Origin of the sequence: Umezawaea beigongshangensis (genome assembly GCF_016464305.1) — a bacterium.
Lineage (GTDB): Bacteria > Actinomycetota > Actinomycetes > Mycobacteriales > Pseudonocardiaceae > Umezawaea_A > Umezawaea_A beigongshangensis.
Genome location: NZ_JAEIOJ010000003.1, coordinates 632,172 through 644,088 on the forward strand (window position 1 = coordinate 632,172; position 11,917 = coordinate 644,088).

General features: G+C 76.2%; 12 protein-coding genes. 11 read left to right on the forward strand and 1 reads right to left on the reverse strand.

All coding sequences use genetic code 11. The features are described 5' to 3' along the window. Nucleotide 1: 1 nt before the first annotated feature. The gene (rfaE2, locus tag IMZ35_RS11180; RefSeq protein ID WP_307867931.1) at nucleotides 2-1,462 is read left to right on the forward strand and encodes a D-glycero-beta-D-manno-heptose 1-phosphate adenylyltransferase; all 1,461 of its coding nucleotides are present in this window, start codon (nucleotides 2-4) and stop codon (nucleotides 1,460-1,462) included. 53 nt (nucleotides 1,463-1,515) lie between these two features. Here rfaE2 (IMZ35_RS11180) and IMZ35_RS11185 read toward each other — a convergent pair whose 3' ends face one another. Further along, nucleotides 1,516-2,400, reverse strand: a complete 885-nt coding sequence (locus IMZ35_RS11185; RefSeq protein ID WP_199440893.1) for a glycosyltransferase family 9 protein — start codon at nucleotides 2,398-2,400, stop codon at nucleotides 1,516-1,518. 121 nt (nucleotides 2,401-2,521) lie between these two features. On the opposite strand from IMZ35_RS11185, the gene IMZ35_RS11190 reads away from it, so the two are divergent. From IMZ35_RS11190 to IMZ35_RS11235, 10 genes are read left to right on the forward strand one after another with little or no spacing between them, the layout of a single operon-like run. Then, the gene (locus tag IMZ35_RS11190; protein ID WP_307867932.1) at nucleotides 2,522-3,067 is read left to right on the forward strand and encodes a D-glycero-alpha-D-manno-heptose-1,7-bisphosphate 7-phosphatase; all 546 of its coding nucleotides are present in this window, start codon (nucleotides 2,522-2,524) and stop codon (nucleotides 3,065-3,067) included. After that, entirely contained in the window at nucleotides 3,064-4,086 is a 1,023-nt protein-coding gene (locus tag IMZ35_RS11195; protein WP_199440895.1) for a glycosyltransferase family 9 protein, read from the forward strand. Before IMZ35_RS11190 ends, IMZ35_RS11195 begins: the two co-directional genes overlap by 4 nt. Before the next feature lie 17 nt (nucleotides 4,087-4,103). Further along, entirely contained in the window at nucleotides 4,104-5,066 is a 963-nt protein-coding gene (locus IMZ35_RS11200; protein ID WP_199441036.1) for a glycosyltransferase, read from the forward strand. Continuing rightward, the gene (locus tag IMZ35_RS11205; RefSeq protein WP_199440896.1) at nucleotides 5,063-6,289 is read left to right on the forward strand and encodes a glycosyltransferase; all 1,227 of its coding nucleotides are present in this window, start codon (nucleotides 5,063-5,065) and stop codon (nucleotides 6,287-6,289) included. Before IMZ35_RS11200 ends, IMZ35_RS11205 begins: the two co-directional genes overlap by 4 nt. Further along, on the forward strand, nucleotides 6,286-6,909 hold the full coding sequence (locus IMZ35_RS11210) for a D-sedoheptulose-7-phosphate isomerase (RefSeq protein ID WP_199440897.1): 624 nt from the start codon (nucleotides 6,286-6,288) through the stop codon (nucleotides 6,907-6,909). The genes IMZ35_RS11205 and IMZ35_RS11210 overlap by 4 nt, the downstream gene beginning before the upstream one ends. Continuing rightward, a complete protein-coding gene (gene rfaE2 / locus IMZ35_RS11215; protein ID WP_199440898.1) occupies nucleotides 6,906-8,258 on the forward strand; it encodes a D-glycero-beta-D-manno-heptose 1-phosphate adenylyltransferase in 1,353 nt (450 codons plus the stop codon). The genes IMZ35_RS11210 and rfaE2 (IMZ35_RS11215) overlap by 4 nt, the downstream gene beginning before the upstream one ends. 13 nt (nucleotides 8,259-8,271) lie before the next feature. Beyond that, complete coding sequence (locus IMZ35_RS11220) at nucleotides 8,272-8,964, forward strand: SDR family oxidoreductase (RefSeq protein ID WP_199440899.1); 693 nt, start codon at nucleotides 8,272-8,274, stop codon at nucleotides 8,962-8,964. After that, nucleotides 8,955-10,331 (forward strand): aldehyde dehydrogenase family protein, encoded by a 1,377-nt coding sequence (locus IMZ35_RS11225; RefSeq protein WP_307867933.1) that lies wholly within the window; start codon nucleotides 8,955-8,957, stop codon nucleotides 10,329-10,331. The genes IMZ35_RS11220 and IMZ35_RS11225 overlap by 10 nt, the downstream gene beginning before the upstream one ends. Then, entirely contained in the window at nucleotides 10,322-11,500 is a 1,179-nt protein-coding gene (locus IMZ35_RS11230; RefSeq protein WP_199440900.1) for a glycosyltransferase family 9 protein, read from the forward strand. Before IMZ35_RS11225 ends, IMZ35_RS11230 begins: the two co-directional genes overlap by 10 nt. After that, on the forward strand, nucleotides 11,497-11,850 hold the full coding sequence (locus IMZ35_RS11235) for an STAS domain-containing protein (protein ID WP_199440901.1): 354 nt from the start codon (nucleotides 11,497-11,499) through the stop codon (nucleotides 11,848-11,850). Before IMZ35_RS11230 ends, IMZ35_RS11235 begins: the two co-directional genes overlap by 4 nt. Nucleotides 11,851-11,917 lie beyond the last annotated feature (67 nt).

Sequence of the window (11,917 nt, forward strand, 5' to 3'; positions counted from 1 at the left end):
GGTGGAGGACTCGGACTTCGAACTGACGCGAGAACTTCCGAGGCGGCTGGCCGACGCGCACCCGCGCGTGGTGGTGCTCGGCGACGCCATCCTCGACGGCTGGCTCACCGGCCGCTGCCACCGGCTCGCCAGGGAGGCACCCGCGCCGGTCGTGGAGGTGGACCAGCGCTGGCACACCCCCGGCGGGGCCGCCAACACGGCGTGCAACCTCGCCGCGCTGGGCGCGGACGTGCGGCTGGTGGCCCCGATCGGGGACGACGCCGACGGCGCGCTGCTCCTGGAGTGCTTGCGCACCTCGGGCGTGGACACGACCCGCGTGGTCGTCGTGCCCGGCCGCCGGACCACGTCGAAGCGGCGCGTCGTGGCGGGGGAGCAGGTCCTCGTGCGGTTCGACGAGTGCGCCGACGAGCCGCTCGACGAGCACGCGCACCGGCTGGTGGACGAGGCCCTGCGCTCCGCGGTGTGCGACCGCGCCGCCGTGCTGGTGTGCGGCTACGGCGACGACGCCCCCGGCCGCGCAGCCCTGGCCGAACTGCGGGAGAGGATTCCGCTGCTGGTCGTCGACGCGCACGACCTCACCGCGTGGACGGACCTGGAGCCGGACCTGGTGACGCCGAACGCCGCTGAGACCGAGCGCGTCCTCGGGCACCTGCCGAGCGGTGACCGGGCCGCCTTCCTGGACGCGCACCGGGCCGAGCTGCACGCCGCCACCGGCGCGCGGTCCGTCGTGGTGACGCTCGACCGGGACGGCGCGGTGCTGTTCACCCCCGGCCTGCCCGTGCACCGCACGTGGGCCGATCCCGCGCCGGACAGCCGGACCTCGGGCGCGGGGGACACCTTCGTCGCCGCCCTGACCCTCGCCGCGGCCGGTGGCGTGCCGCTGAGCACCGCCGTGGAGTTCGCGCAGGCCGCGGCCGACGTCGTCGTGCGCCGGCCGGGCACCGCCGTGTGCGGCACCGACGAGCTGGTGCGCCGCCTGGGCAGCTTCCGCGACCGCGCCGTGCGGCACGACGACCTGGCCAGGCTGGTGTCCGAGCACCGCGCCGCCGGTCGGCGCATCGTGTTCACCAACGGCTGCTTCGACGTGCTGCACCGCGGGCACGTGGCCTACCTCAACCAGGCCAAGCGCCTGGGCGACGTGCTGGTGGTGGCGCTCAACGGCGACGAGAGCGTGCGCCGCCTGAAGGGACCGCGGCGCCCGGTGAACACCGCCGCCGACCGCGCCGCCGTGCTGGCCGCGCTGAGCTGCGTGGACCACGTGACGATCTTCGACGAGGACACCCCGGCGCACCTGCTGGAGCGCCTGCGCCCGGAGATCTACGCCAAGGGCGGCGACTACACCCCCCAGATGCTCACCGAGACCGCCGTCGTGGAGTCCGGCGGCGGTCGCGTGGTGATCCTGGACTACGTGGCCGACCAGTCGACGACAGCCGTGATAGCCCGCATCCGCAGCACGAGTTGAGCGTTCGGGCACCGCGAGTTGAGCGTTGGAGCACCGCGCGGCCCGCTCGCGGGTCAGCAGCGGGACAGGACGTCCGTCGGGGTGATCGCCAGGAGAGCCGGGTCGGGGTCGTCGGCGAAGGGGGCGCCGCGGCGCAGGGACGGGTGGGCCAGGGTCGCGTGCGGTCCGGGGGGCGGGCCCCAGCGCTCGGGGCCGACCGGGCCGTACAGGGTCACGGACGGGGTGCCGTAGGCGTAGGCCACGTGGGCCGTGCCGGTGTCGCCGGAGATCACCAGCGCCGCCGAGCGCACCAGCGCGCACAGGGTCGTCAGGTCGGTCGAGCCCGCCAGCACCTCGTGCGCCGGCACCTGCCGCGCCAGGTCCACCTCCGACGCGCCACCGGTTACCACCACCCGGTGCCCGCGGCTCATCAGCTCGCGCGACACGGCCGCGAAGCGCTCCACCGGCCACCGCTTGCTGCCGTGGGCCGCGCCGGGGTGCACGACCACGGCGCCAGGCGCGGGCGACGGCACGGCGGGAGCCGCCAGGCGCAGGTCCAGCGGATCGGCCGGCACGCCGTGGGCCTCCAGCAGCGCGCACCACCGGTCGCGCTCGTGCAGCGAGTCGTCCCACGCCGGGCCTTCCCAGCCGTGCCCGCCGTGGCCGATGCGCGCGGCGGGTTCCAGCGCGTCCAGGACCGCGTTGCTCTCCGGACCGGCGCCGTGCAGGTTCACCGCCACGAGAGGACCGTGCTGTGCCGGGTCCAGCGGGCGCAGTCCGGCCGTTGGCACGAGCGTGTCGACCGATCCGACGAGGTCGACCACGGGCCGCAACCACCCCGGCGTCGCCAGGACCAGCTCCCGATCGGGCCACCGCCTGCGCAGAGCGCGCAGCGCAGGCACGGCGACCAGGAGATCTCCCAGCTTGAGGGCGCGCAGCGCCAGCACTCGTCCGGTCACCCGCTCGGGCTACCCGGAGGAGGCCGGAGGACACCGCGTCGTCCGGGTGAGTAGTCGCTACGGTGAGTAGTAGTTGTCACGCAGGTGTTTACCCCGGTTGCTCGGGGCAATCTCCTCGCAGGTGAGGGAAGCCCAGAACACCGCACCGGGACTCGTCCTGTTCGACCGGGACGGCACCCTCGTCGTGGACGTCCCGTACAACGGGGACCCGGCGAAGGTGCGGCCGGTTCCGGGCGCGCGAGAGGTCCTCGACGACCTGCGCGCCAGGCGGGTCCGGGTCGGCGTCGTCACCAACCAGTCCGGCGTCGCGCGCGGTCTGCTCACCCCCGAGCAGGTCACCGCGGTGAACGGCCGCGTCGACGAACTGCTGGGCCCCTTCGCCACGTGGCAGACGTGCCCGCACGGACCGGACGACGCCTGCGCGTGCCGCAAACCCGCGCCGGGCATGGTGTTGCGGGCGTGCGCCGAGACCGGGGTCCCGCCGCAGGAGGCGGCCGTCGTCGGCGACATCGAGTCCGACGTGCTCGCCGGGCTCGCCGCCGGAGCGCGCGCCGTGCTGGTGCCCACCGAGCACACCGCGCCCGAGGAGGTCCGACGCGCCCCGGTGGTCGCCGCCGACCTGCGCGGCGCGGTGGACGTGCTGTTCGGTCCGGACGAGGGCGCATGAGCCGGGTCCTGGTCGCACGGCTGGACGGCGACGGCGACGTGCTGCTCGCCGGACCGGCCGTCCGCGCCGCCGCGGCCGGGGGTGCCGAGGTGACCGTGCTGTGCGGTCCGGGCGGACGCCAGGCGGCCGACCTGCTGCCGGACGTGGCCTCGGTGCTGGAGTGGGCCTGCCCGTGGATCGCCGCCGACCCGCCACCGGTGGACGGGGCCGACGTGTCGCGGCTGCTGGAGTCGTTGCGCGCGCGGCGGTTCGACGTGGCGGTCGTGCTCACCTCGTTCCACCAGTCGTCGCTGCCGCTGGCGCTGCTGCTGCGGCTCGCCGGGGTGCCGCGGATCGTCGGCATCTCCACCGACTACCCCGGATCGCTGCTGGACGTGCGGCTGCGGCCGGGCGAGGACTTCGACGACGACCGCCCGGAACCGTTGCGCGCGCTGGACGTGGTGCGCGCGGCGGGCTTCGCGCCGCCGCCCGGCGACGACGGCCTGCTGCGCGTGCTGCTCCCGCCGGACACGACCGCGCTCACCGGCCCGCCCGGCCACGTCGTCGTGCACCCCGGCGCCACCGCGCCGTCGCGCACCTGGTCGCCGGACCACTGGGCGGACGCCGTGGCGCTGCTCGCCGACGACGGCCACCGGGTCGTCGTCACCGGCGGTCCGGACGAGCGGGAGCTGACCGCGGCGGTGGCCGGGTCGCGGGCGCTGGACCTGGGCGGGCGCACGTCGTTCCGCGAGCTGTCCGGGGTCCTCGCCACGGCCCGTGCCGTCGTCGTCGGCAACACCGGGCCGGCGCACCTGGCCGCCGCCGTCGGCACACCCGTCGTGTCCCTGTTCTCCCCGGTCGTCCCCGCGCGCCGGTGGGCGCCCTACGGCGTGCCGCACGTGCTGCTGGGCGACCAGTACGCGCCGTGCCGCGGTTCGCGCGCGCGCACCTGCCCGGTCCCCGGCCACCCGTGCCTGGACCTCGTCGATCCCGGTGAGGTCGTCACCGCGGTCGAGAAGCTCGTGGAGGTGGGGCGGTGAACGCGGGGAGCGGGACGCTGCGGGTGCTGGTCTGGCACGTGCACGGCTCCTGGACGACGTCGTTCGTGCGGGGACGCCACGAGTACCTGCTCCCGGTGCTGCCAGGGGGCGGGCCGTGGGGCGGCGGGCGCAGCGGTCGCGACTGGCCGGAGCGGGCGCGCGACGTGCCGGTCGGCGAGCTGACCGACCGGCACGTCGACGTGGTCGTGCTGCAACGCCCCGAGGAGGAGGAGCTGGCCCACCGCTGGCTGGGCCGCCGGCCGGGCCGGGACGTGCCGGTGGTGTACGTGGAGCACAACACGCCGAAGAACGACGTGCCCACCACGCGGCACCCGCTGGCCGACCGGCCGGACGTGACGCTCGCGCACGTCACGCACTTCAACCAGCTCATGTGGGACTGCGGGAGCACCCGCACGACGGTGGTGGAGCACGGCGTCGTCGACCCCGGCCACCTCTACACCGGAGACCTCCCGCGCGCGGCGGTCGTGATCAACGAACCGGTCCGGCGCTGGCGGGTGACCGGAACCGACCTGCTGCCGCACTTCGCCCGCGAGGCTCCGCTCGACGTGTACGGCATGGGGCTGGACGGGTTGCGCGACCGGCTGGGGCTGGCGGAGGACCGCCTGTCCGAGGTCGGCGACCTGCCCCCGGACCGGCTGCACGCGGAACTGGCCGCGCGGCGGCTCTACCTGCACCCGCTGCGCTGGACCTCCCTCGGCCTGTCGCTGATCGAGGCGATGCACGTCGGGATGCCGGTGGTCGCGCTCGCCGCCACCGAGGCGCCCGTCGCGGTGCCGCCGGAGGCCGGTGCGGTGTCGACCAGGATCGACGACCTCGTGCGCGCGGTGCGCGACCTGGTGCACGACCCCGCGCGAGCGCGGGAGACGGGCGAGCGGGCGCGGGAGTTCGCGCTGGCCGAGTACGGCCTGGACGCGTTCCTGCGCCGCTGGGACGACATCCTGCTGGAGGTGAGCGCATGAGGATCGCGATGGTCTCCGAGCACGCCAGCCCCCTGGCGGCGCTCGGCGGAGTGGACGCGGGCGGGCAGAACCTGCACGTGGCCGAGCTGTCGGCGGTGATGGCCCGCGCGGGCTTCGAGGTCGTGGTCTACACGCGCCGCGACGACCCCGGCCCGCCGGAGCGGACGACGACCCCGCAGGGCTACGAGGTGGTGCACGTCCCGGCCGGGCCGGCCGAGCAGGTGCCCAAGGACGACCTCCTGCCGCACATGGGCGACTTCGCCCGGTTCCTGCTGCGCGACTGGACCGTCAAGCGGCCGGACGTCGTGCACTCGCACTTCTGGATGTCCGGGCTCGCGTCGGTGCTGGCCGCCCGCGAGCTGGGCGTGCCGGTGGTGCACACCTACCACGCGCTGGGCGTGGTGAAGCGCCGCCACCAGGGCACGGCCGACACCAGTCCGCCGGAGCGCGTCCCCATCGAGCGCGCCCTGGGCCGCGAGGTCGCGCGCGTCGTCGCGACCTGCTCGGACGAGGTGTTCGAGCTGGCGCGGATGGGCCTGCCGCGCTCCCGGATCTCCGTCGTGCCGTGCGGGGTGGACCCCGAGGTCTTCACCCCGCTCGGCCCGGCCGCGCCGAGGGGTGCGCTGCGCCGCGTCGTCACCGTCGGAAGACTGGTGCCGCGCAAGGGTTTCGCCACGGTGGTGGCCGCGATGAAGCGGCTGACCGACACCGAGCTGATCGTCGCGGGCGGGCTGTCCGAACCGTCCCTCGCGGACGATCCCGAGGCGCGCAGGCTGCTGGCCGCCGCCCGCGACGCCGGTGTGCAGGACCGGGTCCGGCTGATCGGCCGCGTGTCGCGGGCCGAGGTGCCCGCGCTGCTGCGCTCGGCCGACGTCGTGGCGTGCGTGCCCTGGTACGAGCCGTTCGGCATCGTGCCGCTGGAGGCCATGAGCTGCGGCGTCCCGGTGGTCGCGGCGGCGGTGGGCGGCATCACCGACACCGTCGTGGACGGCGTCACCGGTCTGCTCGTGCCGCCGCGCGACCCCGACGCGCTCGCCGGGGCGCTGCGCACGCTGCTGGACGACCCCGCCCTCCGCGACGCCTTCGGCACGGCGGGCGCCGACCGGGTCCGCGCCCGCTACACGTGGGACCGCATCGCGCGGGACACCGCACACGCCTACCAGCGCGCCGGGGTGGCCGCGGCGCGTCTACCCGAACCAGTGGGGGCAGGAGAAGCGCCATGACCGGGCACCCGTGCGACCCGGTGACGAACGCGCACCTCGACGGGCTCGCCGACACGCTGACCGGTCTGCGCTCGCAGGCGGCGACCCTGAACCGCTGGGCCGCCGTCCTCGCGACGAGGCTGGGCGCCGGTGGGCGGCTGCTGGCCGCGGGCAACGGCGGGTCGGCGGCGGAGGCGCAGCACCTCACGGCGGAGCTGGTCGGCCGGTTCCGCGACGACCGCAGGCCGTTCTCCGCGCTGGCGCTGTGCTCCGAGACCTCCAGCCTCACCGCCATCGGCAACGACTACGGCTACGACGAGGTCTTCGCCCGCCAGGTGACCGCGCACGGCAGGCCGGGCGACGTGCTCGTCCTGCTGTCGACCAGCGGGCACAGCCGGAACCTGCTGCGCGCGGCCCAGGCGGCCGACGAGTGCGGGCTCACCTCGTGGGCCTTCACCGGGCCGGGGCCCAACCCGCTCGCCGACGCCGTGCACGAGGCCGTGTGCCTGCCTGGCGCCGGCACCAACGTGCAGGAGGCGCAGCTCGTCGCCGTGCACCTGCTGTGCACCGCGTTCGAGGCCGCTCTGTCCACTTCGGACGACGAGGCGCGGCCGGTGTCCTCGTCGCGGAGGGCGTCGTGAGGCTCGTCGTCGTCGGTGACGCGCTGCTCGACGTCGACGTCGAGGGCACCGTCGAGCGGGTGTGCCCGGACGCGCCGGTGCCGGTGCTCGACGTGGACCGGGAGCACGTGCGGCCCGGTGGAGCCGGGCTCGCCGCCGCGCTCGCCGCCGCCGACGGGGTGGACGTCGTGCTGGTGGCGCCGCTGGCCGACGACGCCGACGGCGCCCGGCTGCGCGAGGCGCTCGACGGCGTGCCCGCGGTGTTCGGCCGCAGCGCCGCCCCCACGACGGTGAAGACGAGGCTGCGCAGCTCCGGCCGGTCCATCGCCAGGATCGACCGGAGCGGTGGCGGCGAACCGCCCGTGCTCACCGGGGACGCGCTGGACGCCGTGCGCTCCGCGGACGCCGTGCTGGTCGCCGACTACGGCCGGGGAACGGCCGCCGACCCGCGGTTGCGCGACCTGCTCGGCGCGCTCGCGCGGCACGTGCCGGTCGTGTGGGACCCGCACCCGCGCGGCCCGCGCCCCGTCCCGTGCGCCCGGCTCGTCACGCCCAACCTGTCCGAGGCGCTGGCCGCGTGCCGCGTCCGGGACACCGATCAGCAGACCGTCGAGCACGTCGCCGCCCGGTTGCGCACCGCGTGGCGGGCCCGCGCCGTCGCCGTGACGCTCGGGGCCGGCGGCGCGCTGCTGCACCAGGGCGGTGCGCCGATCGCCGTGCCCGCCCCGCCGGTCACGGTGCTCGACCCGTGCGGCGCGGGCGACCGCTTCGCCGTCACCGCCGCGGTGCGGCTGATGCGCGGGGACACCGCCGACGAGGCCGTCACCGCCGCCGTCACCGCGGCGGGGGAGTTCCTGGAGCGCGGCGGCGCCTCCGGCTTCAGCGCCGGGCCGGCGGCCGCCGCGGAGCCGCGCGGCACCTCCGCGTTCGACGTCGTGGCCCGCACCAGGGCGCGCGGTGGCACCGTCGTCGCCACCGGCGGCTGCTTCGACCTGCTGCACGCCGGGCACGCCCGCACCCTGGCCGCCGCCCGCTCGCTCGGTGACTGCCTGGTGGTGTGCCTGAACTCCGACGCGTCCGTGCGCCGCCTCAAGGGCGAGGAGCGCCCCCTCAACGGCCAGCGCGAGCGCGCCGAGGTGCTGGCCGCGCTGAGCAGCGTCGACGCCGTCGTGGTGTTCGACGAGGACACCCCGGAGGAGGTCCTGCGCGGCCTGCGGCCCGACGTGTGGGTCAAGGGCGGCGACTACTCGGCGGACGCGCTGCCGGAGGCCGCCGTCGTGCGCGGCTGGGGCGGTCGCACGGTCGTCGTCCCCTACCACCCCGGCCGGTCGACGACCCGGCTGGTCACCGCACGGCACCGGACGAGCTGAAGGGAACCGGAGCATGGAGCTCGGAACGATTCTGATCACCGGGGGAGCCTCCGGGCTCGGCGCCGCCCTCGTGCACGCCGTGCACGCGGCCGGTGGCCGAGCCGCCGTGCTGGACAAGGCGGCTCCCGACGCGCGGGTTCCGGTCTCGGACTTCGAGGCGGTCGACCTGTCCGACACCCGTGCCGCCGAGCGGGCCGTCGCCGACGTGGCCGAGCGCGCCGGTGGTCTCGACGGCGTCGTCACGGCGGCGGGCATCGACTCCTGCGGCGCGCTGGACACCGTCGCGGCCACCGACTGGGAACGCGTGGTGCAGGTCAACCTGCTGGGCACGGCCGCCGTCGTGCGCGCGGCGCTGCCGCACCTGAAGACGAGCCGGGGACGCGTCGTCACCATCGCCTCCACCCTCGGCGTCAAGGCGGTCGGCGACGCGACCGCCTACTGCGCCTCGAAGTTCGGCGTCGTCGGCTTCACCCGCGCGCTGGCCGCCGAGACCGCCGGGCAGGTCGGCGTGACCCTGGTGATCCCCGGCGGCATGAACACCCGCTTCTTCGACGACCGCACCGAGCAGTACCGCCCGCAGGACACCAGCAAGCTCAACTCCCCGCACGACGTGGCCTCGGTGATCCTCACCGCGCTGCGCCAACCGCCCGGCTGCGAGATCCGCGAACTCGTCGTGTGCCACGAGGAGGAGCCGTCGTGGCCGTAGGCGAACTCCTGAACTCCACCGGGCGGCGGCACCTGGAGATCCGCAGCCCCTTCGACGGCTCGCCGGTCGGCTCGCTGCCGGTGGCGACCGAGCGGGAGGTGGCGGACGCCCTGGTCGCCGCGCGCCGCGCGTTCCCCGGCTGGGCGCGCACCCCGGCCGCCGAGCGCGGCGCGGCGCTGCACGCGGCGGCGACCGCACTGCGCGAACGCGCCGACGACCTCGCCGAGGTCAACCGCGCCGAGACGGGCAAACCCGCGGACGACGCCCGCGGCGGTGTCCTCGCCGGAGCGTCCACACTGGACCAGTACGCCGAGCTGGGACCGCTGCGCGGCGGGCGCACCCTGCTGGGCGACCGGGGCGCGACGGACTTCGCCGTGCCCGAGCCGCGCGGTGTCGTCGTCGTGCTCAGCCCGTGGAACGACCCGGTCGCCGTCGCCTGCGGACTCCTGGGCGCGGCCCTGGTCACCGGCAACACCGCCGTGCACAAGCCCAGCGAGCGCTGCCCGCGCACCGGGCAGCTCCTGCACGAGGTGCTCGCGCCGCACGTCCCGGACGACGTGCTGCGCCACCTCGTCGGGGACGCCCCCGTCGGGGAGGCGCTGTGCGCCAGCGGCGACGTGGACCTCGTGGCGCACGTCGGCAGCACCGCCGCCGGTCGCGCCGTCGCCGCCCGCGCCGCCGCCACCGGCGCGAAGGTGCTGCTGGAGAACGGCGGCAACGACGCGCTGATCGTCGACGCCGGAGTGGACCCGCTGTGGGCCGCGGAGCAGGCCGCGCTCGGCGCGTTCGCCAACGCCGGGCAGATCTGCACCTCGGTCGAGCGGATCTACGTGCACCGCGCCGTCGCCGAGGACGTCACCCGCGCCCTGGTGGAGCTGGCGGGGCGCTGGTCCCAGCCGCTGGTGGACCGGCGTCACCGCGAGCACGTGCACTCCCACGTCGCCGACGCGGTCGACCACGGCGCGCGCGTGCTCACCGGCGGAGCCGTCCCGGACGGGCCCGGCTCGCACTACCCGGCCACCGTGCTCGCCGGCTGCACGCCCACCATGCTGGTGCTGCGCGAGGAGACGTTCGGCCCCGTCGCGCCGATCCGGGTCGTGCCGGACTTCGCCGCGGGACTCGCCGAGGCGTGCGCCGACGAGTACGGACTCGCCGCCACGGTGCTCACCGACTCCACCGCGCACGCCCAGGAGGCGTGGCGCGCTCTGCCGGTCGGCACCGTCAAGATCAACGCGGTGTTCGGCGGCGCCCCCGGCGGCGCGGCCCAGCCCCGGCGGGCCAGCGGCTCCGGGTACGGCTACGGCCCCGAGCTGCTGGACGAGATGACCACGACCAAGGTGGTGCACTGGGAGCCGCCGTGTCCCTGATCTTCGTGGGCCCGGCGTTCCCGCACCCGGCCGCCGACCGGGGTGCGCCGATCGACTGGGGCGCGGTGCGGCGTGTGCTGCTCGTCCGGCCGGACAACCTCGGGGACGTGGTGATGCTGACCCCGGCGGTGCGGGCGCTGGCCCGTGCCGCCCCGCGGGCGGAGCTGGTGCTGCTCGCCTCACCGGCCGGGGCGGCGCTCGCCCCGCTGCTGCCGCGCCTGCACCGCGTCCGCGCGGTGTCGCCGTCCTGGCAGGACGCCTCCGGATCGGGGCGCACCGACGTGGCCGGGGAACGGGCGCTGGTGGACCTGCTCGTGCGGGAGGCCCCGGACGTGATGCTGGTGTTCACCTCGCACGGCCAGTCGCCGTGGCCCGCCGCGCACGCCGGGATGCTCGCCGGGATCGGCGTGCGGGCCGTGCAGTCCACCGAGTTCGGCGGGGCCGTGGCCACCCACTGGGTCAGCCCGCCGCCGGAGACCGCCCACCAGGTCGACCGCTGCCTGCACCTGCTGGCCGCGCTCGGCGTGCCGTCGGCCGGCACCGAGCTGGAGCTGCGCGTGCCGCCGGACGCGCGCCGCGCCGCCGCCGACGTGCTCGCCGCCGCCGGGGTAGGGGAGGCGGACCCGTTCGTCCTGCTCGCCCCCGGCGCGTCCTGCTCGTCGCGCCGCTACGACCCGCTGCGCTTCGCCGAGGCGGCCCGCTCGATCGCCGTGCCGGGACGGCCCGTGCTCGTCACCGGGTCTCCGCGCGAGACCGACCTCGTCCGGTCCGTCGTGGACGCCGCGGCCCGCCCCGGCGTGCGTCCCCTCGGGGACGTCGACGTGCCCGCGCTGGCCGCCGTCGTCGACCGCGCCGATCTCGTGATCTGCAACAACTCCGGACCCCTGCACCTCGCCGACGCCGCGGGCACCCCCGTCGTCGTCACCTGGGCCGGCACCGAGCGGCTCACCGACATGCCCCCGCGGCACGTGCCGCACACCTCCCTGCAACGTCGCGTGCCCTGCTCGCCGTGCCGCCAGTTCCGCTGCCCGTTCTCCCTGGAGTGCCTGGACGTGCCCGCGGCGGAGGTCGCCGACGCGGCGTCCGCGCTGCTGGAGGCGGCAGGGGTTTCACGACTCGCCGGACGGGGAACGTCCCTGCGGACGTGGGTTGAGAAGGGGTGGACGTGAAGGGCAGTGCATACGGTGCGGGCGGGCAACCGCTCACCCTGCGCGCCGAGCGGGAGGTCGTGCGAGTCGCGGGAGAGGTGGACGCGACGAGCGCCGACCGGCTGGCCGAGGCGCTGACCAGGGCGATCGCGAAGTTCGACGTGGTGGTGGCCGATCTCGGAGCGGTGACGTTCCTCGGCTCGGCCGGGTTGGCGGTGCTCGTCAAGGTGCACAACGAGGCGCGGGCGCGAGGTGGTGCGCTGCGGGTGGTGGCCACGACTCCGGCGGTGCTCGTCGTGCTGTCGGCGACCCTGCTGCACAATGTGCTCTCGGTACACGGTTCGGTACCGGAGGCCCTGGAGGCCGACTGATCCGGAGCCCGGTTGGTGCCGGGCTCCGCGGGGAAGCCTCACGCTGATCGCGCCGGGGTCGGGCCGG

Excerpts from the sequence above, each read along its gene's own strand:
- IMZ35_RS11195 (WP_199440895.1), top strand. The coding sequence starts at position 3,064 with ATGAGCCGGGTCCTGGTCGCACGGCTGGACGGCGACGGCGACGTGCTG.
- IMZ35_RS11205 (WP_199440896.1), top strand. The coding sequence starts at position 5,063 with ATGAGGATCGCGATGGTCTCCGAGCACGCCAGCCCCCTGGCGGCGCTC.
- IMZ35_RS11210 (WP_199440897.1), top strand. The coding sequence starts at position 6,286 with ATGACCGGGCACCCGTGCGACCCGGTGACGAACGCGCACCTCGACGGG.
- IMZ35_RS11220 (WP_199440899.1), top strand. The coding sequence starts at position 8,272 with ATGGAGCTCGGAACGATTCTGATCACCGGGGGAGCCTCCGGGCTCGGC.